16 protein-coding genes and 1 pseudogene are annotated in these 21546 nt (G+C 64.5%); 6 read left to right on the plus strand and 11 right to left on the minus strand.

The window, feature by feature from the left end; all coding sequences use genetic code 11:
- Positions 1–48: 48 nt before the first annotated feature.
- Positions 49–342 carry a hypothetical protein gene (locus tag ACX5I4_RS21565; protein ID WP_461838484.1) on the plus strand — a complete coding sequence of 98 codons (294 nt, stop codon included), beginning with the start codon at positions 49–51 and terminating at the stop codon, positions 340–342.
- 19 nt (positions 343–361) lie between these two features.
- Here the strand turns inward: ACX5I4_RS21565 and ACX5I4_RS21570 are convergent, their stop codons facing one another.
- The 5 genes and pseudogenes from ACX5I4_RS21570 to ACX5I4_RS21590 all read right to left on the minus strand — a co-directional run bounded on the left by ACX5I4_RS21570 (position 362) and on the right by ACX5I4_RS21590 (position 7547).
- On the minus strand, positions 362–1804 hold the full coding sequence (locus tag ACX5I4_RS21570) for an amidase (RefSeq protein ID WP_461838485.1): 1443 nt from the start codon (positions 1802–1804) through the stop codon (positions 362–364).
- Positions 1801–3060 (minus strand): M20 family metallo-hydrolase, encoded by a 1260-nt coding sequence (locus tag ACX5I4_RS21575; protein WP_461838486.1) that lies wholly within the window; start codon positions 3058–3060, stop codon positions 1801–1803. The genes ACX5I4_RS21570 and ACX5I4_RS21575 overlap by 4 nt, the downstream gene beginning before the upstream one ends.
- Positions 3061–3094: 34 nt before the next feature.
- Positions 3095–4456 carry an MFS transporter gene (locus tag ACX5I4_RS21580; protein ID WP_461838487.1) on the minus strand — a complete coding sequence of 454 codons (1362 nt, stop codon included), beginning with the start codon at positions 4454–4456 and terminating at the stop codon, positions 3095–3097.
- 350 nt (positions 4457–4806) lie between these two features.
- A pseudogene (locus ACX5I4_RS21585) lies at positions 4807–5723 on the minus strand (LysR family transcriptional regulator).
- A gap of 174 nt (positions 5724–5897) precedes the next feature.
- Entirely contained in the window at positions 5898–7547 is a 1650-nt protein-coding gene (locus tag ACX5I4_RS21590) for a PucR family transcriptional regulator (protein WP_461838488.1), read from the minus strand.
- Positions 7548–7677: 130 nt separating this feature from the next.
- On the opposite strand from ACX5I4_RS21590, the gene ACX5I4_RS21595 reads away from it, so the two are divergent.
- Both ACX5I4_RS21595 and ACX5I4_RS21600 read left to right on the plus strand, forming a co-directional pair.
- Positions 7678–9165, plus strand: a complete 1488-nt coding sequence (locus ACX5I4_RS21595; RefSeq protein WP_461838489.1) for a CoA-acylating methylmalonate-semialdehyde dehydrogenase — start codon at positions 7678–7680, stop codon at positions 9163–9165.
- Between the two features lie 28 nt (positions 9166–9193).
- Positions 9194–10585 (plus strand): aminotransferase class III-fold pyridoxal phosphate-dependent enzyme, encoded by a 1392-nt coding sequence (locus tag ACX5I4_RS21600; protein WP_461838490.1) that lies wholly within the window; start codon positions 9194–9196, stop codon positions 10583–10585.
- Positions 10586–10771: 186 nt separating this feature from the next.
- Here the strand turns inward: ACX5I4_RS21600 and ACX5I4_RS21605 are convergent, their stop codons facing one another.
- The 3 genes from ACX5I4_RS21605 to ACX5I4_RS21615 all read right to left on the minus strand — a co-directional run bounded on the left by ACX5I4_RS21605 (position 10772) and on the right by ACX5I4_RS21615 (position 14920).
- The gene (locus ACX5I4_RS21605) at positions 10772–12748 is read right to left on the minus strand and encodes a penicillin-binding transpeptidase domain-containing protein (RefSeq protein WP_461838491.1); all 1977 of its coding nucleotides are present in this window, start codon (positions 12746–12748) and stop codon (positions 10772–10774) included.
- Between the two features lie 151 nt (positions 12749–12899).
- Entirely contained in the window at positions 12900–13559 is a 660-nt protein-coding gene (locus ACX5I4_RS21610) for a response regulator (protein WP_461838492.1), read from the minus strand.
- Complete coding sequence (locus tag ACX5I4_RS21615) at positions 13556–14920, minus strand: sensor histidine kinase (protein ID WP_461838493.1); 1365 nt, start codon at positions 14918–14920, stop codon at positions 13556–13558. The genes ACX5I4_RS21610 and ACX5I4_RS21615 overlap by 4 nt, the downstream gene beginning before the upstream one ends.
- A 201-nt stretch (positions 14921–15121) precedes the next feature.
- Here ACX5I4_RS21615 and ACX5I4_RS21620 point away from each other — a divergent pair, with 201 nt between their 5' ends.
- Positions 15122–16213, plus strand: coding sequence for an ABC transporter permease (locus ACX5I4_RS21620; protein ID WP_461838494.1), 1092 nt, complete (start codon positions 15122–15124; stop codon positions 16211–16213).
- A 45-nt stretch (positions 16214–16258) separates the two neighbouring features.
- The gene (locus ACX5I4_RS21625) at positions 16259–16957 is read left to right on the plus strand and encodes an ABC transporter ATP-binding protein (RefSeq protein WP_461838495.1); all 699 of its coding nucleotides are present in this window, start codon (positions 16259–16261) and stop codon (positions 16955–16957) included.
- 73 nt (positions 16958–17030) lie between these two features.
- Here the strand turns inward: ACX5I4_RS21625 and ACX5I4_RS21630 are convergent, their stop codons facing one another.
- Positions 17031–17423 carry a winged helix-turn-helix transcriptional regulator gene (locus ACX5I4_RS21630; protein WP_184741295.1) on the minus strand — a complete coding sequence of 131 codons (393 nt, stop codon included), beginning with the start codon at positions 17421–17423 and terminating at the stop codon, positions 17031–17033.
- 83 nt (positions 17424–17506) lie between these two features.
- Here ACX5I4_RS21630 and ACX5I4_RS21635 point away from each other — a divergent pair, with 83 nt between their 5' ends.
- Positions 17507–18112, plus strand: a complete 606-nt coding sequence (locus tag ACX5I4_RS21635) for an NAD(P)-dependent oxidoreductase (protein ID WP_461838496.1) — start codon at positions 17507–17509, stop codon at positions 18110–18112.
- A gap of 258 nt (positions 18113–18370) precedes the next feature.
- Here ACX5I4_RS21635 and ACX5I4_RS21640 read toward each other — a convergent pair whose 3' ends face one another.
- Both ACX5I4_RS21640 and ACX5I4_RS21645 read right to left on the minus strand, forming a co-directional pair.
- A complete protein-coding gene (locus tag ACX5I4_RS21640; RefSeq protein ID WP_461838497.1) occupies positions 18371–19816 on the minus strand; it encodes a phytoene desaturase family protein in 1446 nt (481 codons plus the stop codon).
- The gene (locus ACX5I4_RS21645) at positions 19809–21341 is read right to left on the minus strand and encodes a glycosyltransferase family 87 protein (protein ID WP_461838498.1); all 1533 of its coding nucleotides are present in this window, start codon (positions 21339–21341) and stop codon (positions 19809–19811) included. Before ACX5I4_RS21645 ends, ACX5I4_RS21640 begins: the two co-directional genes overlap by 8 nt.
- Between the last annotated feature and the right edge of the window lie 205 nt (positions 21342–21546).

Genomic DNA, 21546 nt, shown 5'->3' on the forward strand with positions numbered 1-21546 from the left:
CGTGCTGCGATTGACGCAGGACTGCCGAGCGGTCCGGACGATACCCTCATGCGGCTGCTCTACGAATTCGACTTCATGGCCGGCCACTCAGAACTACACGACACCCTCGTCCAACAGATGTACCTGCGGCAAACAGCCACCTATCGCGCAATATTCGAGGAAGGAAACGCCACAGGCGCCTTTGCCATCACCAGCGAGCTAGCCCAGGCCGCTATGAATATGGTTGCCCTGGAAGACGCCTATGGACTTCATATCGTGGCCGGCAACAGGCTCGTCACCGTCGACATGGCCCGCGACGCCATGCTTGCCTTCGCAGGCCAGATTGGCGCCATCCATCCATGATGGGACCGCTGTTCCCGAGCTAGCAGCGCGAACCCTTCGGCAGGCGGAGGCATAGATCTGGCCGGCGCCCGGCCCACGGAAGCAGGGCCTCCACCGCAGCACCCACCCTGAAAACCGTGGCATCGTCGAAGGGGTGGCCAACAATCTGCACGCCGCTCGGGATCCCGCAATCCGCCATGCCGCTCGGCACCGCGAGCACCGGGCAGCGGTTGGCAATGTTGAAGGGGGCTGTCATGTGGCCCTGCCAGTAATGCTCAAGGCGCCTTGCCCCGGCGTCGATTCCGTCAAGGTAATTGCCATCCGCTTCCAAAGCCGGAACCGCCGAGGCCGGGCACACCAACGCGTCGAAACCGACCATGGCGTCCGCCAACTGGGTCTGGATAAGGGTCTCGGCCCGGATCCCCTCCACAAAACGGTTCCGTTCCGCAGCCCGGCGCGCATCGGCCATGAAACGGCGGGTGTACGCGGCCAGTTGTTCCTCGGTGCCGGCAGTCTCGTCCTCCATTGCCGGACCCAAAAGGTACCCGAAGTGCGTGAACATGGTGCGGTTGATCTCCTCAACAGTCCAGGGCAGCTCGATTTCCTCGACGACGGCGCCGGCGTCCCGCAGGGCAGAGGCAACCCGCCGGGTATTGGCCTCGACGTCGGGCGCCACGGGGTAGTTCCCGAGCCGGATGCACAAGGCGATCCTCATTCCGGCCACGAACGCGGATCCCCATGACAGCGGCGGCGCGTCCGCCAGGGACGTGTGGTCTCCGGGGTGCCGTCCCGACATAACGTTGGCCAGGAGTGCGGTATCGGCCACGGTCCGCGCCATGGGACCGTCCCCGCGGTAGTGGTCTGCGGACAGCGGCGCCATCCCTGGAATCCGGCCGTACGGGGCTTTGAAGCCGACCGTTCCCGTGAACGACGCCGGCAGCCGGGTTGAGCCGGCGATGTCGGAGGCAGTCGCCAAAGGAGTCAGCCCGGCGGCCAAGGCTGCCCCTGCCCCGCCGGATGAGCCGCCCGGTGAGTACCGCTGGTTCCAGGGGTTGCGGGTCACTCCCCAGAGCGGGCTATGGGTGATGGTCGCGCAACTGAATTCGGGAGTGGTGGTGCGGGCATGGACGATCCCTCCGGCCCGGCGGATACGCTCTATGACCGGATGGTCCTCGTGGGCGATATCGGATTTTCTCGCCATAAGCCCCTGCGAGAGGGTGCGTCCTTTGAGCCCGTGTTTCTCTTTGGCCGCCACGGGCAACCCCAGCAACGGAGTCAGGTCACGTCCGCGGGCGTAGGCCGTTGCGGCCCGCCTGGCCTCCAGCAGGGCTTCCTCAAAGAGCGTCTCCGTCAGGGCATTGATGCTGCCGTTGACGGCCTCGGTCCGGTCTATCAGTGATTCCAGCAGTTCCACCGGGGATAGCTCCCGGCTGCGGAACAACGTCAATGCGGACGAAGCGTCGAGGTAGTGCAGCTCAGTCATGCGCCGCCCCGGTCCGTGTCTGCGGCGGGAACGGCACCGCCCACCATTTCGCGGGCCACTCCGGTGAGCATGTCCACTCCTGCCACCATGTCCTCGTCGGTGGTGAATTCGCGTTCACAGTGCGAAACCCCGTCAACGCTCGGGATGAACATCATTACGGAGGGAACCATGGTGTTCAGGGCGACTGAATCGTGCCCGGCCATGGTCTGGATGCGGCGTGAGGAGAGGCCAAGATTTGCCGCTACTTTCGCCGAAAGTTCCAGGCCGTTCTCCGGGAATCTGCGGATGGGACGGATGTCGAAGTCCGTGACATTGACCTTGATGTCGTGCTCGCGGGCCAGGACATCAATGTCCGCAAGCAGCTTGGAGCGGGCAGAACGAACGATCTCCGGATCACCTGAACGCAGGTCCGCCACCAGGTGGACGCGGCGCGCGACGACGATTGGCGAGTTGGGCTCGAGCGTCAACTGACCGACTGAGGAAACAAGTTCTTCCCCGGGAAAATCCTTGGTGACATCGTGCACCATCAGGATGATCTTGGAGGCCGCCACGAGTGCGTCGTGCCGATCCGCCATTGCGGTGGCGCCGGTGTGCGATTGCTCGCCGAGGACTTCGATGTCCAGCTTCTGCGTGTACCAGCTGCTGTCGACCAAGCCGATGGCGATCCCTTCGCGTTCCAGGATGCGGCCCTGCTCGATGTGGATTTCCGCATAGCCAGCGGTTTCCGGCCCGGCATCCGTGCCCAGGTAGCCGATGCCTTCGAGGGCCTCCCGGACTGAAACGCCTTTGAGATCCGTGACGGAAAGCATCTGTTGGCGATCGAACAGGCCTGCGAAAACGGAGCTTCCCATCACGCTGGGGGCAAAACGGCCGCCTTCCTCATTGAACCAATTCACCACGGCAAGGTTGAAACGCGGCGCCTCCCCGGATTCACGTATCTCCCGGTCGATGGTCCGGGCCGCGTGCAACGCAGCGACGACGCCGTAGGCGCCATCGAAGCGGCCGCCCAGGGGCTGGCTGTCCAGGTGTGAGCCAATCAGGATGTAAGGGGCCCCTGGCGTCCACTCCAGCAGCCCGAACATATTGCCGATGCCGTCAACCTGAAGTTGCCATCCGGCGTCGTGCACCCACTGCTGAAACCAGGCGCGGGTCTGCGCGTCTTCGGGGGTTGCGGCTTGGCGGTCGACGCCGCTGTTTGCTGTGGCGCCGATGCCGGCCACGTGGTGGAAGTCCTGGAGGAAAGCTGCTGCGCTCATATGAAGTCCTTGATGGGATAGAAGAAAGAGGGAGTCAGCCCATGCGTCCGCGGGTTTCGGGCACTTTGGTGATGATCACCAGCAGGAGTACGACGGCGGCAGCGGCAGCCATGTAGATGCCCGGCGCGTGCGGTACACCGCTTGCCCCTACCAAGGCGGTGCCGATGAACGGGGCTGTGCCGCCGAAGATGGCGTAGGCCCCGTTGTAGCTGACGGCTGCGGAAGTGAATTGGGTCTTGGTAGTGAAGATTTCAACGAAGAAGGTGTAGCAGCCACCGCCGTAGATGCAGAGGGCCACCACGAACAGCGCCTGCCCAAGCAGGGCAAGCGGCAGGGCGCCACTCGTGACCAGCATGAAGCTCGGGACGGAGACCACGGCCAACGCGGCGGCACCCGCGATGAGCATCGGCTTGCGGCCAAGGCGGTCGCTGAGCCGTCCGCCGATGGGCAAAAGCACGGCGTAGAGGGCAAGGGCGCCGGCGTTGATCAAGAGCGACTGTTCGCGGCTCAAGTGGCCGGTGGTCTGGACGTAGGAAACGAAGTAGGCCGACAGGAAGTAGAACCCCATGGCCGTCAGGCCCATGACGAAGATGACTTGGACCATACGGAGCTTGTTCTCGCGGAAGGCCTCGCGGACCGGGCTGAATTCCTTGCCCTGGTTTGCTTTGGCGTCCTTGAACACAGCGCTCTCTTCGGTACGGCTCCGGATCCAGACGCCAAAGAGGGCTAGGGGGAGGGCCAAGATGAACGGCAAGCGCCATCCCCAGGCCGTGAAGACCTCGTTCGGCATGGACTGGCTGAGGATCAGGATCATCGAACCGGCCACCACCGAAGGCAGTGCTGTCGCGGCGATGGTGATGTTCAGCCAGAATCCGCGTTGGTTGACGGGGGCATGCTCAAAGACGAATGACGGCGCGCCCACGGATTCGCCCCCGGCCGAGAAACCCTGGATAAGGCGGCAAAGGACCAAAAGCACGGGCGCCCAGGCGCCGATCTGCCCGTAACCGGGCAGGATTCCCATGACGGCGGTGGCCCCGCCGATCGCGATGAGCGTGATGGTCAAGACCCGGCGCCGGCCGATCCGATCGCCGAGGGCTCCGAAGAACAGGCCGCCAAGTGGGCGGACCACGAAGGCGACGCCGAAGGTAGCGAAAGTGGCCAGCATCGCGGCGAGGGGGCTGCTGCCTGGGAAGAACAGCTGGGAAAAGATCACGGCGGTGAGGCCATACAGCGTGAAGTCGTAGAACTCGATGAACTGGCCGACGCTGCCGCCCGCCAAGACCCGCTTCTGCATTTTGGTGATCTTGGGGATCCGCCCGGGCTTCGCGTCGGCGGGGGCTATCGGAGTTGCGTCTTGCATTGGCTGGGGTTGCCCGGAGAGCTCGTTGATGGTCATGGCAGCCACGCTAGGCGGACAGTATTTCCGCCGGCGGCTGCACTGTTTCGGCCATGAGAAATGATTTCGGTGGTTATTGCTTCCATATTGCGATAGGACCGCTTTGGAGAAACCTCGCGGACACCTTCGGCGAAATTCATCACCATCGAATCTCCTTTGATCAGGATGGCATTCTGGCGTCCGGTTCCGTTTGGTGAGCTGCGTTGGCGGGCTTCTTGAAGCTTGAGCGCCTCCGCGGGCTACCGGACTTGTTCAACCTTCGGTGACCCGCATCACATCTGTCCAATTGATTGTTTTTGAACCTGCCATAGATCTAGTTGATGGCAAATATCGCGGTTCCTGGCGCCGGCCTAGGTTCGTTCCGCCCCATACAACTTCAGGCACGTCTCTTCGAAGGCGAGAACCCGCTTGGTTGCCTGCACCCCTTCGGGCCGCACCAGCATGACTTCGATGGGCGGAAAATTGTCCGTCAGGGTCAACGGCACCACCTTGCCGCCGGAATACGTGACATCGCTGTGAAGTCGCTGATTGAGGAGGGCGTAGCCATGCCCCTTGGCCACAAAGGAGCGGACAGTCTCGTAGCCCGCAAAGCGGTGCCTGACGTTCTGGACCACTCCGGCCATGGCATAGAGCTGCTCGAAGTACTCCCGGGTGTGGGGAGATCCAGTACCACCGAGGGCTCGCCGTCGAGCTCCTTAAGGGCAATCTCCCGTTCCGGACGGATGGCCGCAGGATGTCCCTCATGGACCAGTACGTGCGGCGGAACCCGTTCCACCACTTTGTATGTGAAACCCCGGCCCAGCCCCAGCCCATAGGTGAGCGCCACGTCGCAACGGCCGTCCATCAGCGCCTCCTGGAGCGTTGCGAGGTCTGTCTCAAGGAAGGACACATCAACCCCTGGATGCCGGGCTTCGAAGGTCTGCAGGATTGCCGGGAGCCGGAAAGGTGCAAGCGGCGTGAAGACCCCCACCTTGAGTTCGCCAACAAGGGTGGTGGACAGGCCGCGCGCGGATTCGTAGAGGGAATCTGCATGCTCCAGAAAGGACTTGATGTCTTGCGCGAACTGCCTCCCGCTCTGGGTGAGGCGGAGGCCCCGTGAACGATGACGTACGAAGAGTTGGGTGCCCAGGCTGACTTCCAGCTGCCCCATTGCGGTTGAAAGAGCCGACTGGGTGACCAGCAGTCGCGCCGCGGCCGCCGTCATGTTCTCCAGCTCGGCCACCACCGCAAAATACCGCAACTGGGTGAGAGTAAAGGGCTTCGCCATTTGTCCATGATGACACCCCGGGGGGGGGAAGCCGCGTCCAGGGACGCTCGCTCACATATGCGCCACTTTCCGGCGATCCTCGCTCACATATGGCGCCCAAATCGGAATCCCTCGAGCAATTCAAGACATGCAGGAGGGATTGTGTTTTGGCGCCCAAAAGTGAGCGAGCGTCTGCTATCCGCGCAGCCGGTGCAGCATGAAGGCCACATGCAAGGAGGTCCGCGATTCCGCGTCCTCCAGAGCCACGGCGAGCAGGTCTTCCAGCTTGGCCAGCCGGGCGTAGAGGGTTGGCCGGCTCAGGTGGCCGCCGCGTGCCATCGCGGCCTTGTTGCCGCCGGATTCCAGGTACCGGCCAAGTAGTTCAAGGTAGCCAGCCTTGCCTTCTGCCTCGGCCTGCAGTACGGGGGCAAGCTCCGATTCCACGAACTGCTGCACCCGGGGATCGTTGCGGATCAGGGCCAGCAGGCCGCGGAGGCGGATATCCGTGGCGCGGTAGTACGGTTTGCCCGGCTCGCGGAGGGTGGCAGCAGTCTCGGCAACGTGCGCGGCCTCGTCGATTCCTGCCGCCGCTTCCAGCAGCGAGGAACGGTAGCGCCCGACGCCGATGGTCCACTGAGGGGCAAACTCGCCGCCGTGTGCGGCCACTGCGCCCGCGAGGCGCTGCAGGGAAGGGTCTTCGAGTTGCCGCGCCGGGAGGGCAAGGATCATCCCTACCGAACCGGATTGGATGCTGGCCGTCAATCCGCTGCTGGCCGTGGATTTCAGTGCCTTGGCCAGGATTTCCAGAAGCACGCGCTCCTCCTGCTGGCCTGCCAAAGGATCGCCGGAAGGGGAGGCCGTGGCGGGAAATGCCGTCCGGAACACCAAGGGAACGTAGTAGGGCGATCGTTTCAAACCCAGAGATCCAGCGCGCGCAAGAGCCTCAGCTTCGCTGAGTCCGCGGGGCTGGCGGAGGGCGTTGAGGAGCCCGGCCTGCGCTTGTTGGGAAAGTTCGCGCTGGTCCCGTTCGGCCAGGCGGTTGATGGCGAGGGTTTGCGCGGCCCGTTCAAGCACCATGACCGCCATGTCATCGTCGGCTCCGGCGCTCTGGGGCACCGGAACCACCAGGCGGCCCCAGAGTTGCCGCCGAACACCAACAGGGACCTGCAGCCATCCCTCGGGACCGATCCGTTTGGCCGAGCCATCGGCCTGCGCTGGCGAAGGAGTGGTCCGCGATCTCCGCTCCCAGTCGTCCAACAACTCCGTGGTTGCCAGGTGGCGGGCGGAATAGGCCAGGACGAGGTGCTGCAGGTCCTCCAGCACCACCGGCGCCCCGATCATTGCGGCCGCCGTCTCCACCACTTGCTGTGTCCCCGCGCTTTCGAGGCTCAGCACGGTGAAAGCCTCGTGGACGTCCCTCGCCCGCTCCACCCGTTCGAGCTGCTCGGCAACGATCAAGCGGTGCACGATCTCCGTGATCTCCACGAAGCGCACGCGCCGCCGGACGATCACTACCGGCATCGAAGCCGAGCGGGCCGCGGACCGCAGTGCCGCCGTCGTGCGCTCCCGGGCTCCGGTGAGTTCCACGACGAGGCCCGCCGCTCCGGCGCGTTCCAGCGAGCGGATGTACGACGCCGCGCGGCCGGGTTCGCTAAGTTCTTTGTCCAGCTCCAGGCCCGTGGTCAGTACCAGTTCGCCGCCGGACAGCAGGCCCGTCAGGTCCAGGATCTCGCTGACGTGAACCCAGCGCACGGGATCGTCCAGCCTGCCCTCTCCGCCCAGGACCTCCGGGCCGGCGTCGCGCACCACGGGAAGATCAAGGATCGAGCGGAGGGAGGGCAGCATTTACACATTGTAAATACAACGCGGACATTCTTTACATATCGACTCTTACAGGACCTCCGCGGTGCGGACAAACTGAACGCAACGCAGAAGCGAACACCTCGTTCAGACGACCAGAAACCCAGGAGAACCCTTGAACACGATCGAGCACTGGATCAACGGCAGCTACGTCCCCGCCGGCGAACGCACCGCCCCCGTGAGCAACCCCGCTACGGGCAAGGTCGCGGCTCAGGTGGCTTTGGCCAGTGCGGAAGACGGCAACGCCGCGGTCGCCGCCGCCAAGGCCGCCTTCCCGGCGTGGCGCGATACCTCCCTCGCCCGGCGCACCCAGATCCTGTTCTCCTTCCGCGAGTTGCTGAACTCCCGCAAGGAAGAACTCGCCGCGATCATCACCTCGGAGCACGGCAAGGTCCTGGACGACGCTCTAGGCGAAGTCACGCGCGGCCAGGAAGTCGTCGAATTCGCCTGCGGCATTCCGCACCTGCTCAAGGGCAGCTACACGGAGAACGCCTCCACCAAAGTGGACATCCACTCCATCCGGCAGGCCCTCGGTCCTGTGGCGATCATCAGCCCCTTCAACTTCCCCGCCATGGTGCCCATGTGGTTCTTCCCCATCGCCATCGCCGCCGGAAACACGGTGATCATCAAGCCCAGCGAAAAGGTCCCCACTGCCGCTGTCTGGATGGCAGAACTCTGGAAGGAAGCCGGACTGCCGGACGGAGTCTTCAACGTCCTGCAGGGCGATAAGGTGGCCGTTGACACGCTCCTGACCCACCCGGACGTCAAGGCTGTCTCCTTCGTCGGTTCCACCCCGATCGCCAAGTACGTCTACGAAACCGCCACCGCCAACGGCAAGCGCGTCCAGGCCCTGGGCGGCGCGAAGAACCACATGATCGTCCTGCCCGACGCCGATCTGGACCTCGCCGCCGACGCCGCGATCAACGCCGGCTTCGGTTCCGCGGGCGAGCGGTGCATGGCCATTTCGGCGCTGCTGGCCGTGGGCGACATCGCCGATTCCCTCGTGGCGAAGATCGCCGAACGCGCCCGGGGCCTTCGCACCGGAGACGGACTCCGAGGCTGCGACATGGGCCCGCTCGTCACCGCCGTGCACCGGGACAAGGTGGCCGGCTACGTCGACGCCGGCGAAGCGGTGGGTGCCACGCTCGTCGTCGACGGCCGCTCGGTCATGCCCGACGCCGAAGGGGAAGGCTTCTTCCTCGGCCCCACCCTGTTCGACAACGTCAGCACGGACATGTCCATCTACCAGGACGAAATCTTCGGCCCGGTCCTCTCGGTGGTCCGCGTCGACTCATACGACGAGGCCCTCGCCACGATCAACGCCAACCCCTACGGCAACGGCACCGCAATCTTCACGAACGACGGCGGAGCGGCCCGCCGCTTCGAGAACGAAGTCGAAGTGGGCATGGTGGGCATCAACGTTCCCGTTCCGGTGCCCATGGCCTACTACTCCTTCGGCGGCTGGAAGAATTCGCTCTTCGGCGACACCCACGCGCACGGCACGGAGGGCGTCGGCTTCTTCACCCGCGGCAAGGCCGTCACCACCCGCTGGCTGGATCCGAGCCACGGCGGCATCAACCTCGGCTTCCCCCAGAACAACTGATTCTCCCCACCGGAAAGGATTTCCGTCCATGACTTCCACGATTGAAAACGGCCGGCTTCCCGACAGCACCGAGCCGCGCACCGCCGTCGACGCCGCTGCGGCCCGCCGCGCGTACGAGCTGGACCGAAAGCACGTGTTCCACTCCTGGTCTGCACAAGATCTGCTGGACCCCATGGTCATCTCGGCCGCCGAGGGATCGTACGTGTGGGACGGCGAGGGCAACAGGTACCTCGACTTCTCTTCCCAGCTGGCCAACACCAACATCGGACACCAGCACCCCGCCGTCGTCGCCGCGATCGCAGCCCAGGCCGCGAAGCTGTGCACCATCGCACCCAGCTACGTCAACGACGCCCGCTCCGAAGCCGCACGCCTCATCGCCGAGCGGACCCCGGGCGAACTCAACAAGATCTTCTTCACCAACGGCGGGGCCGATGCAAACGAGCACGCGATCCGCATGGCGCGGCTGCACACCGGCAAACAGAAGGTCCTTTCCGCATACCGCTCCTACCACGGCGGCACCCAACTGGCCATCAACATCACGGGCGACCCCCGCCGCTGGCCCAACGACAACGGCTCCACCGGCACCATCCACTTCTTCCCGCCCTATCTCTACCGCACCGTCTTCCACTCCACCACGGAAGAGGAGGAGAGTCAGCGCGCCTTGGAGCACCTCGAGCAGCTCATCGCTTTCGAGGGGCCATCCACCATTGCGGCACTCATCCTGGAATCGATCCCCGGAACCGCGGGAATCTACGTGCCGCCAGCGGGGTACATGCAAGGCGTCCGCGAACTCTGCACCAAGTACGGCATCGTGTTCATCGCCGACGAGGTCATGGCTGGCTTCGGCCGCACGGGCAAGTGGTTCGCCGTGGAGCACTTCGACGTCGTACCGGACCTGCTGACCTTCGCGAAGGGCGTGAACTCCGGCTACGTGCCGCTGGGCGGGGTAGCGATCAGCCCGGAGATCGCGGCGACGTTCGGCAAGCGCGTGTACCCCGGCGGGCTGACCTACTCCGGCCACCCCTTGGCCACGGCCGCAGCCGTCGCCGCCATCAACGCGATGGAACGCGAGGGCATCGTGGAACACGCTGCCCGGTTGGGCGAGACGGTGATCGGGCCGGCGCTGGCCGGCTTCGCCGCCCGGCACAAATCCGTAGGCGAGGTCCGCGGCAAGGGCGTCTTCTGGGCAATCGAGCTGGTCCGCGACCGTGAAACCCGCGAACCCTTGGCCGCCTATGGCTCCTCAAGCCCGGAAATGAACCAACTCGCGGCCGCCTGCAAGTCCCGGGGCCTCATCCCCTTCGCCAACTTCAACCGCATCCATGTGGTCCCCCCATGCAACGTCAGCGTGGAGGACCTGAACTCCGGCCTGGCAATCCTGGACGACGTCCTGGACATCGCTGACGGCCTGGTTCCCTAAAGCCGTGGTTCCCTAGCGATCCTCGCTCACATATGTGCCCCTTTCCGCCGACCCTCGCTCACATATCGCGCCAAAACACCCGATCCTCCTGCACATATGGGGCATAAGACGAAATCCCTCCTGCACCAGATGTGCAGGAGGGATTCCGCTGTGCAGCTCAAAAGTGACAAGCGTCCGGCGGAGGCGTTAGCCTGCCGCGGTCAGGAACGACTTGAGCAACGGGCCGCTGGTGGTGGCCCCGAGGCCGCCGTCCTCGACGAACACCGCCACTGCCAGATCGCCGTGGACCGCAACGATCCAGGCGTGCGTCTTGGGCGGGTTGTCCTTTCCGAATTCCGCCGTCCCTGTCTTCGCGCCCACGGGCGCCCCCGGCACCGACGCGAGGAATCCGGCATGGCCGGAGGTCACCACGGCGCGCATCATGTCGCCCAGCGCGGCAGCCTCCGCAGGGGTGACCGGCTTATCGGAGGCGGGCGCGGCGGGAGGAGCCGACGACGACGGCGAGCCGGACGGCGTCGTCGTAGCACCCGCGGCGGGCGAACCTGAGCCGGGGTTCAGGACGAGTTGCGGCGACACCGGTGCGCCGCGGGCCACCGAGGCGGCCATGATGGCTGCGGCGAGCGGCGAGAGCAGCACTTTACCCTGGCCAATCATCGAAGCAGCGTGTTCGGTACCGTCAGCGCTTCCCGGTACTGAGCCCAGGAAGGCAGCGGCACCCAGCTTCGGCGCCTGGACGGCCAGCCCAAGGGAGGTTGCCGCGGATTCGAGTTGGGCCTGGCTGACCTTGTCCCTGGCGCTGATGAAGGCTGTGTTGCACGAATGCGCAAAGGCGTCCCGCAAAGCTACAGACCCCAAGGACGACGCCGGATAGCCTTCGGCGTTCTTGAAGGTGCGGCCATCCACTGTGATTGTCGGCGTGCATTCAACCTTGGAATCCGGTGTCATTCCATTGCGGATCATGGCAAGGGAATCCACGATCTTGAACGTCGAGCCCGGCGCGTACTGGCCCAGCATTGCCGTGTTGTATCCGTTGCTTCCGGGGCCGGAGGCGGCAGCAAGCACGGCTCCCGTGGACGGGCGGAGCGCCACAATTGCCGAGGCAGGTCCGACCCCCGACAAAGTGTCCTCGGCGAGTTGCTGCAAGCGCGGATCCAGGGTGGTTTTCACCGGTTCGCCGGGCTTGGCGTCAACGGCAAAAAGCACTCGACGGGGATCGGGCTTCGCGGCCTTGATCTGGTCGTCGGTCATGCCCTGCGGCCGGGCCTTGATGGAGACTCCATCCTGGCCTCGGAGCTGCACGTCATACTGTTCCTGCAGGCCGCCGGTTCCTACGGTGTCTCCCACTTTGAGGGCACCCCCGGACTTTTGGATCTGTTCGGCGCTTGCCTCAGCCGCAGTACCCAACACAGCGCGGGCGAACGTGCGGGTCGGTGCCAGGGGCAGAAAATCGGGAATGCCACGAGCGCCCGGAATCGACGCAATCTGCTGGTCTGTAACTGTCCGGTTGCCGTCCTCGCGGAGGGTGATGGCACTGACGAAGGCTTGCGGGCCGGACGCCTGGACTTGCTTCACATACGCCGCTTCGTCCACACCGACCAGTTGCGCGAGCTTCGCCGCCGAAGCAGCGGGATCCGCCGATCCAATCGTGGTCTTGTCGATGCCCACATGAACCACGGGACGGTAGCTGACCAATTTGGCGTCCCCCGCACCGAGGATCTCGGCCCTGGATGGGGCAGTCACCGCCTTGTCCAGGACTTCACCGTCCTTGAGGTCGGGCTCCAGGAGTGCCGTGGTCCATTGGACGGCCCATTTGTCGCCCGATTTCTTCAGCGAGGCCTGGGAGGTGTACTTCCACTCCGCGGTTCCGATCTTCCACGTGTAGTTGAGCGGGACCGAGGCTTTGTCGCCGTCGAGCTTCACCGCTCCGCTTTCGACGGAAGGCTTGGCTGGGTCGAGGGCTGCAAACACAGCCTTGAGCTGCTCATTCGCCGCAGCGGCGTCCTTGCCGTCGACGGCGAGCGAGCCGACGTCGAGGCCTGCCAACGAGGAAGCGAGCTGCTTGGCTGCACCTTCCGCCCCGGAACGGCCGTCATCGCACGCGGACAGCGAGCCAGCAATCATCAGGGCTGCAAGCCCTAGGACAAGATTCTTAGTTTTCCCCATTTGCGCAATTATGCCTTCTTGGGGCGACAGGAATGATGCAGAGCACAGCACGTTGCCCAACTAACTCGCAGTAGGTGTCGTTTTCAGCGCTCAAAACGACACCTACTGCCAGTCAGTTGGGTCCGCCGGCCACCCCGGTTGCGCGCGGATCCTATTGGCCCCGGATGATCCTGCGCTGTGTTGCTACGGCAATGGCCGCCGTCCGATTGTCCACGCCCAGCTTGGCGTAGATGTGCACTAAGTGCGTCTTCACCGTGGCCTCGGAAATGAAGAGCTGCTTCGCCATCGCGCGGTTGCTCATGCCGGTGGCGAGGAGCTCTACCAGCTGGACTTCACGCGTGCTCAGGGCGGGCGCCGGATTTCGGATCCGGCCCATGAGGCGCGCCGCAACCTCCGGGGCAAGTGCGGTCCGGCCCGCCGCTGCAGACACTACGGCTTGCCGGATTTGCTCTGGCGGTGCGTCCTTCAGCATGTATCCGCTCGCGCCTGCCTCCACCGCGGCAAGGATGTCGGCGTCGTTGTCGTAGGTGGTCAGGATCAGGACCGGTGGCGGGGGAGTCCCGGCTTCACCAGCCTTGATCTTGCCCGTGGCGGTGACGCCGTCCATCCCCGAGCCCATTTGAAGATCCATGAGGACCACGTCCACGGGCTCACCCAGGGTATGGAGCTTCGACAGTTCCGCCAACGCGGCCCCGCCGTCGGAGGCTTCCGCCACAACGCTGACTCCCTCGAAGTCGGCAAGCATGGCGCGGAGCCCCGCGCGGACCACGGGATGGTCGTCCACCAGCAAGACCCTGATGTTATCGGTCACTGGGATGCCTCCTGAGTTGGGTTGCGGGTACCCAGCGGCAGCCGGATTGCCACCACGGTCCCCTCCCCGGGTGCAGACTCGACGTCGAGCGTTCCGTCCAGCGCGGCAAGCCGCTCGCGCAGGCTTTTGAGCCCGACGCCGGTTCCGTCACCACGCGCTTCCGCGGCATCTGCCGCGACGGGATCGAAGCCCGCACCGTCGTCGAACACGTCCATGGTCACCTCGGCGTCCAGGAAAGACAGGGTAACGACGGCGGTGTTCGCGTGCGCATGTGCCCACACGTTAGCGAGGGAAGACTGGGCCGCGCGCAACAAAGTGGTTTGGTATGGATTGGGCAGCGGTACCGGCGTGCCCTGAAGCTCGAAGCGGCAGCGCAGCAAGGCTCCGCGCGCGGCGGCCTCAGCCTCGGTCTTGGTGCAGAGACGCCGTAAAGTGTCCGCCAGGCCAGACTCCTCCAGGTCCGGCGGCCTCAGCCCACGGACAAAATTCCGGGCCTCAGCCAGGTTGCTGGCCGCGGTTTCGCGGACTGTCCTGAGGCGGTCTCGGGCCGCGGCGTCGTCACCGACGTCGAGGGCTTTCTCGGCCGAACGTCCCATCAGGACGATGCTCGAGAATCCCTGGGCCAGGGTGTCGTGGATTTCGCGGGCGAGCCTTTCGCGCTCAGCCAGCACACCGGCGTCGTGCTGGCTGCGTGCCAGTTCGGCGCGGGTGCGGCGCAATTCCTCGGCGGCGAGGCGTTGGTTCTCCCCCTCGACATAGAGCGCCCGATACGCCAGGCCGGTAACCCCGGCGAAGGCTGCACCCAAAACCGGCCCGAGAACCATGGGAAGTTGCAAGGCATCCGCCCCGGCACCGCGGTTGTGGAACCACATGGCTGCAATCAGGAGCGCAGTGCTGGCAGCGATCGCGGGCAGGGCCAAACGCCGCGGCAAGACGTGCAGTTGCAGGAAGAACAAGGGGAAGGCCATCCAGGCGAAGTCCGGAGTGATGAGCATGAGCAGCAGCCACAGGAAACCAACGACGGCGAGCCACCACCGCGCGTAGGGCTTCGGATCGAGGCGCTTGGGATTGAGGGCGTGCCTCTTCTCAAGGACCGTCCCCACGAGGTAGACGGCCGCAAGCAACAAGGCAAGCACCAGGCCTGCCGTAGTGGCCAATGGCGAAAGGCCCGCGGCCACAAGCCTGAGGACGGCGACCAGCAGAAGCACGGCAAAACCAACGTGCAGGCTGACACGCAGGACGCGCAAAATCACCGCAGCGCCGCTGGACTGCGCTCTGACACTGGACTGTGCGGTGAGGCTGGGCTGCGCGGTGAGGCCGGGCTGCGCCGCGTCGGCTCCTGGCAAATCGGCTTCCTGCATGCCCTCCAGCGTAGCCCCGCCCGCCGACAGTTTTGCCCCGATTCCGCGGTATTCGAGCCCAATCAACCAAACGGTTGATCCACGGGTCAACCAAGGCGATCCAACGGATCCATCCGCCTCCCGATGCCGCGCGCCCATTCAGGTCGGAGAGTTGAAACAAGACCAGAAGATCGCCTCAATGGCACCGAACAAAGGAATGACATGTTTCTCGCCTTGCGCGACATCCGCTTTGCCAAGGGCCGCTTCGCCCTGATGGGAAGCGTCGTCGCCCTCATCACTTTCCTCCTCGTCATGCTGTCTGGACTCACCGCGGGCCTCGGCAACCAGTCGACGTCGGCTATCGCGGACCTCCCGGTTCAGCAAATCGTGTTCGGCGCGCCCGCCGGAGGCGAGGCCAAGGCGTCCTACACGGAGTCGGAGGTCTCCGGCAAGCAACTTGAGGCATGGCGAGACCGGCCTGGTGTCGCCTCTGCCGAGGCCGTTGGCATCGCGCAGACGCGATTCCAGTCCCTCGATTCGTCCAACAATGCCTCCGGCACGGCCAACGTGGCGGTATTCGGGGCCGACGGCGGCATCTCACCTGTCCCGGTCAAGGACGGTGAGGTGGTGGTCGGGAAGTCCTTGGCGAAGGAACTCTCGCTGAGTACCGGAAGCCGGGTGACAGTCGGCGGTACCGGCCTGACGGTCACTGCGATAACTCAGGATGAGTGGTATTCCCACACCGGAGTCGTCTGGACCTCACGCGCCACGTGGCAGAAGCTCGCGCATATTCCCGCCGGCGCGTCCATAGGAACAGTTCTCGCTGTGACGTACGGCGCCGGGGCCTCCGTGGACGTCGATGCCGCCAATGCGACGGCCGGCACGGTCAGTGCCAGCCCCAGCGGTTCGTTCCAGGCCCTCGGCTCCTACAAGAGCGAAAACGGCTCCCTCATGTTGATGCAAGCTTTCCTGTACGGCATCTCGGCCCTCGTCATCGTGGCGTTCCTGACCGTCTGGACCGTCCAGCGAACGCGCGACATCGCGGTGCTCAAGGCCATGGGCGCCTCTTCCGGCTACGTGGTGCGGGACGCGCTGGTCCAGGCGGGAATCGTCCTGCTCGCGGGTGCCGGAGTGGGTGGCGGGCTTGGCGTGCTGGGTGGCTTCTTCGCTGCCCAAGCCGCCCCGTTCCTGGTGACTCCGCTGACCACGCTCCTGCCCATCGCCGGAATCGTCCTCTTGGGCTTGGCGGGGTCTGCCCTTGCCGTCCGAAGCATCACCACAGTGGATCCTCTCATCGCCCTCGGCGGGAACTAGAGCCAACACATTCCTGACAGCAAATATTCCATGAAAGGCATATCAATGAGTTCCGCTCTCAATCTCGTCAGCGTCACCCTGGAGTACCCGGACGGAGACTCCACCCTCAAAGCCCTGGACGCTGTGGATCTCAGCGTCGACCGCGGCGAATTCTTCTCCCTCGTGGGTCCGTCCGGCTCCGGAAAATCCTCCCTTCTGGCGGTGGCGGCCACGTTGGTCCGGCCAAGCTCCGGGCTCGTTGTCATCGACGGCGTGGATGCCACAGAGCTCAAGGACACCGAACTTACTTCCTTGCGCCGGGAGAAGGTGGGCATCATCTTCCAGCAGCCTAATCTCTTGCCCTCCCTGACCGCCGTCGAGCAGCTGATCATCGGCCACCATCTCCGGGGGAAGCCAGCCAAAGCGGCACGAACGCGCGCCACGGAACTGCTCGACGTCGTCGGGCTCGGAGCTTCACTCAACAAGCGGCCGCACCAGCTCTCCGGTGGACAGCGGCAGCGCGTGAACATCGCGAGGGCGCTCATGGGCCAACCCCGCGTTCTACTCGTCGACGAGCCCACAGCAGCGTTGGATCACGAGCGCAGCGAATCGATCGTGCGGTTGCTGCGACAGGTCACGGACGAATTCGCGACGGCGACCGTCATGGTGACGCACGATACCGAGTTCCTGCCGCTCACCGACTCCGTTGCAACAATGCGGGACGGGCGTCTTGGTGTGGGCGTACCCGTCGGGACACCCAACTAACTCGCATTTGTTGTCGTTTAGAGGGCTCTAAACGACACCTACTGCGAGTCAGTTGGAGGAAGGGCGGCAGGGATCAGCCCCTGAGGACGGCCTCGTCCTGGGCATCGTCATAGGCGTCGCGGGCCTCAAGAATGCTGGGCACGTGGTCCTCCGCCCAGAGGCGCAGGAGGGTCAGTGGTTCCAGCAAGGAAGTTCCAAGTTCCGTCAGTTCGTAGTCAACCCGTGGCGGCACTTGGGCGTGAACAGTCCGCGTGATGAGACCGTCGCGTTCGAGGGTACGGAGAGTCTGGGTCAGCACCTTGGGCGTCACCACGTGGACCATTTTGCGAAGCTCGGAGAAACGGATGGGACCGTCTGCGAGGACCTGGACAACCAGCGAGGCCCATTTGTCGCCGATGCGTTGGAAGATCACACGGGACGGGCAATCAGGGTCTAAAACGTTTGCTGGCAGTTCATTGGTTTCCATGAGGTAACTAAGTTCCTTTGAAGCTATCAGTATCAAATAGATACCGTTTTCGTATTGCAAGGATAGCAACCTCAAGGAGAGTCATGAAAATCGCAGTTTACGGCGCAACAGGCATGGTCGGAAGCCAGATCGTCAACGAGTCCCTCACGCGTGGCCATGAAGTCACCGCCATCTCCCGCAAGGGCTCGGAGGTCCCTGGAGCGAAGTCCCTCGCCGCCGATCAAGCTGATGGCCGGAGTTTCGCGGAGATCGCCAAAGAGCACGACGCCGTCATCCTCGCCACCGGCCCGAGCCGCACCGGCGGAGACCACGGAGAATGGCTTGCAGCGATGGATACCGCCTACAGCAATGCCGAAGGCACGCGCCTCATGATCGTCGGAGGCGCCGGTACCTTGGAGATCGACGGTGTCCGCCTCCTCGATTCGCCTGATTTCCCGGAGGCCTACAAGGCCGAGGCCACCACAGCTGCCGCCGCCTTCGCCGCGGTCAAGGAAGCCCCAGATACCCTGGACTGGACCGTGCTGGCACCGGCACCCCTCATCCAGCCCGGTGAGCGCACGGGCAACTACTCCACGGCCAAGGATTCCCCTGCCGGCAACAGCATCTCCACCCAGGACTACGCCGTCGCCATGCTGGATGAGATCGAGACTCCGGCCCACCGCCGCGCACGTTTCACAGCAGCCAACTAACCCATTTCACGGCAGCCAACCCACCTCACGCTCGCTCACATCTGACGGCCCATCTCCCGACGCTCCTGCAGATATGTCGGCTTCAAGCCCGACGCTCTTGCACATATGAGGGAAAAACACCGATCGCTCCTGCATATCATCTGCAGGAGCGTTCCGTCGTTTGGGCTCATATCCGAGCGGGCGTCGGGGGATTCAAGCACAGATGTGAGCGAGCGTCGGCCGGGAGGGCCACATAAGTGAGCGAGCGTCCTGGGGAGGCTACACGCCCAGGCCCAGCCCGGGTACCTGCAGGCCGAATATGTCCTTCAAGGCATGTTTAGCAGCATGGTACCCGGGCATTCCTGTGACTCCGGGTCCTGGCGGCGTGGACGATGAGCACAGGTACACGCCAGGCAGCGGCGTCCGCCACGGCACGGGTGAAAGCACGGGACGCCGCACCAGTCCCCGAATATCCATCAGTCCCGCGCTGAAGTCTCCGCCCACGTAGTTTGCGTTGTAGCCGGCCAAGCCCGCCGCCGTCGTCGTCTTCCAGCCGACTACCAGATCCCGGAAGCCTGGCGCGAATTCCTCGATTCTGGCCATGACTGCCTCAGCCATGTCCACCGTTGACCCCTGGGGCACGTGGCAATAGGACCAGAGAATGTGCCGTCCGGCTGGAGCGCGCCCGGGATCCACTATCGATGGCTGAGCCACAAGCACGTAGGGCTTCGTGGGGTGCCGGCCAGCGGCTACCAAGTTCTCGGCCTCGGCCATGGCGGCACGCGAACCACCGACGTGCACGGTCCCTGCACCGGCAAGCCCCGGAGCGGCCCACGGCACCGGCCCGGACAGGATGAAGTCCACCTTGCACGCCGCATTCCCGAAACGGAATGTTTCCAGGACCCGCAGGTAAGGCCCCGGAAGCGCCGAACCGGCCATGCGCAACATGCCCGGCGGTGCAACGTCCAACAGGATGGCCTTCGCGGGCCGCAACGCTTCCAAGGAATCGATCTGCACGCCGGTCTCAATCACCCCGCCGTGGGCCTCGATATCCCGGGCCATTGCATCCGCTATCGCCGCCGAGCCGCCGATCGGGATGGGCCAGCCACCGGCATGCGCCAGCGCGCCCAACAAGAGTCCAGCCCCCGCTGCTGCGAGCGAGGGCAGCGGCGCCACAGCATGGGCCGCGACGCCGGTGAGGAGCGCTGGAGCGGCGTCCCCGGTGAAGCGCCGGTTCCACCACGGCGAACCCTGCTCCAGCGTCGCCAACCCAAGTCGTAATGCAGTCACGGGATTCGCCGGCACCCGCAGCAGCTGGTTCTGCGTCACGTCCAGAACTCCACCTAGGTGCTCCACCAGCGGTCCCATCAGGCGGGCAAATGCAGCTCCATCGGCTCCAAGTTCAGAAGCCGTCTGCTGCAGCGATCGGTAGGCGAGGGCTGCCCGGCCGCCGTCGAGCGGGGTGCCGTACTGAACTTCCGGCAACCGCAGCTCCACGCGCCGCTCAAGTTCGAAATCCCGGAAAAATCGGGAAGCCAGCGCCATCGGGTGGACCGCGGAACAGACATCGTAGACATGGCCGGGTTCCAAGAGTTCGGCGGTACGTGTTCCGCCCCCAATGGTCTCCGCAGACTCATACACCCGGACAGCCAGGCCTGCGCGCGCCATAACCACCGCTGCAGCCAGGCCATTCGGTCCGGAGCCGACGACGGCGACCTCAGCCATCGCGCTCGGCCTCGCCTTTCGCGGAGGTGACCGAGCCCTGGGTGGGCTGCTGCTCTTCAGGGAACGAGGCAACGCGCCGCCAAGGCAGCACGGATGCGGCAGGGTTCTTGAGGTCCACTCGGAACCGATCCTTGGCACCGTCGAACACCCCACCATGGGGGTCGTCCTCGCCTTGGACCCGTAGGGGGTCCAGATGTGGTTCCCAGATGTCCCAGGCAATCCTCAACATCAAATATGCCGTTGCGACCATATGCAGCATCACGGCCATGACGTAGTAGGGCATGTCGATGTTGTTCTGCGCAGGCCCGCCGCTGCTCGTCTGGCCCAAATACATCCACGTGGCGGTCCAGTGCAGAGCCTCGGCGGCCTGCCAGAGCAGGAAGTCGCGCCAGCGGGGCCGGGCCAAAGCCAGTAGTGGCACGAGCCACAGCACAAACTGGGGCGAATAGACCTTGTTGCTCAGGATGAAGGCAGCAACAATCAGGAACGTCAGTTGCGCAAGCCGAGGACGCCGCGGTGCAGTCAAAACCAATCCCGCAATGAGGACGCATGCAAGCAGGAACACGTTCAATGCCAGGGCATTGATGGCCTGCGGACCAAGTTGAACCAAGTGCAGGCGTTCTGCCACCAAGTTGTAGGCGAACCACAACGAGCTGTATCCGGCCGGGCGGTCCTGGGTGAAGTCGAAAAAGTACCGCCAGCCAGCCGGGTTGACGGCGACGATCGGGATATTGACGGCAAGCCATGCCAGAGCCGCCGAAAGGGTGGTCGCAAAGAAAGCCCGAAACCGGCCGCTGCGCAACGCGAGCAGAAAGACCGCGCCCAGGATGAGCACGGGGTACAGCTTGGTGGCCGTTCCCAGACCGATGAACACGCCGGCCAGGACGGGACGTTCCTTCGCGAAGAAGTACATCCCCACTGCGAGCATGGCTACGGCCCACATGTCCCAGTTGATGACGCCGGCCAGGACGATCCCCGGGGCCAGGGCAACCATGGTTGCGTCCCAGGGTCGGCGTCGGTTCATGCGCGCGGTAGCCAGGACCGCCACTATCCACAGGGCCGCAATCAGGGTGGCATTCACATCGAAGTAGGCCAGGATCCGTTCGGGGCTGGCGCCATGACCCGGTACCAACCATGCCGTGGCACCAGCTATGAGCCCCGCGATTACGGGATATTCGAAGAGGCTTTTCTGGTCGAAGAACGGAAAGACGCCATCGGCAAGGCCTCGGCTGCGGAAGAGCTCGGGGAAATCCGAGTAGCACGTGGCGTAGAACTGCTGGGGTGCCTGCCAACCGTTGACCCTGCAATAGCCCTTGATCAGGATCGACAGCAGTGCGGCCACGATCGTGAGGATGATGAGGACCCGTTCAACGGTGAAGAATCCGGGGGAGATGGCTCCGGGGGAGGAACGCCGCCCGAGGGGTCCTCCGATCAGTTCGGTGAAGTTCCTCAGCAAGGAGTCGCTACGGCTGGGAACTACAAAGCGCGCACGCTTTTGCTGGATGTGCGGCTTCGTCTCCTGCATGGGATCGAGCTTACCTTCAGACGCCCCCGACGGCGTCGGGTCCCCGCCTACGCCCGACGCTCCGCACCCGGCTGAGTCCCCGTCCCAGCCGGCACGCCAGAAGCGGAAGCTGCTTTAAAGGCGGAAGCCCACGCATAGCCGCGTGGGCTTCCGAGGCGAACGGTCCGATGTGTGCCATCAGTCCCTCCTGAATTGCAGTGGTGGG

Source organism: Arthrobacter sp. MMS24-S77, from assembly GCF_054888235.1.

Excerpts from the sequence above, each read along its gene's own strand:
- ACX5I4_RS21570 (WP_461838485.1), bottom strand. The coding sequence starts at position 1,804 with ATGACTGAGCTGCACTACCTCGACGCTTCGTCCGCATTGACGTTGTTC.
- ACX5I4_RS21605 (WP_461838491.1), bottom strand. The coding sequence starts at position 12,748 with ATGGGGAAAACTAAGAATCTTGTCCTAGGGCTTGCAGCCCTGATGATT.
- ACX5I4_RS21575 (WP_461838486.1), bottom strand. The coding sequence starts at position 3,060 with ATGAGCGCAGCAGCTTTCCTCCAGGACTTCCACCACGTGGCCGGCATC.
- ACX5I4_RS21600 (WP_461838490.1), top strand. The coding sequence starts at position 9,194 with ATGACTTCCACGATTGAAAACGGCCGGCTTCCCGACAGCACCGAGCCG.
- ACX5I4_RS21565 (WP_461838484.1), top strand. The coding sequence starts at position 49 with ATGCGGCTGCTCTACGAATTCGACTTCATGGCCGGCCACTCAGAACTA.
- ACX5I4_RS21630 (WP_184741295.1), bottom strand. The coding sequence starts at position 17,423 with ATGGAAACCAATGAACTGCCAGCAAACGTTTTAGACCCTGATTGCCCG.
- ACX5I4_RS21620 (WP_461838494.1), top strand. The coding sequence starts at position 15,122 with ATGTTTCTCGCCTTGCGCGACATCCGCTTTGCCAAGGGCCGCTTCGCC.
- ACX5I4_RS21640 (WP_461838497.1), bottom strand. The coding sequence starts at position 19,816 with ATGGCTGAGGTCGCCGTCGTCGGCTCCGGACCGAATGGCCTGGCTGCA.
- ACX5I4_RS21590 (WP_461838488.1), bottom strand. The coding sequence starts at position 7,547 with ATGCTGCCCTCCCTCCGCTCGATCCTTGATCTTCCCGTGGTGCGCGAC.
- ACX5I4_RS21645 (WP_461838498.1), bottom strand. The coding sequence starts at position 21,341 with ATGCAGGAGACGAAGCCGCACATCCAGCAAAAGCGTGCGCGCTTTGTA.
- ACX5I4_RS21580 (WP_461838487.1), bottom strand. The coding sequence starts at position 4,456 with ATGACCATCAACGAGCTCTCCGGGCAACCCCAGCCAATGCAAGACGCA.
- ACX5I4_RS21625 (WP_461838495.1), top strand. The coding sequence starts at position 16,259 with ATGAGTTCCGCTCTCAATCTCGTCAGCGTCACCCTGGAGTACCCGGAC.
- ACX5I4_RS21635 (WP_461838496.1), top strand. The coding sequence starts at position 17,507 with ATGAAAATCGCAGTTTACGGCGCAACAGGCATGGTCGGAAGCCAGATC.
- ACX5I4_RS21615 (WP_461838493.1), bottom strand. The coding sequence starts at position 14,920 with ATGCAGGAAGCCGATTTGCCAGGAGCCGACGCGGCGCAGCCCGGCCTC.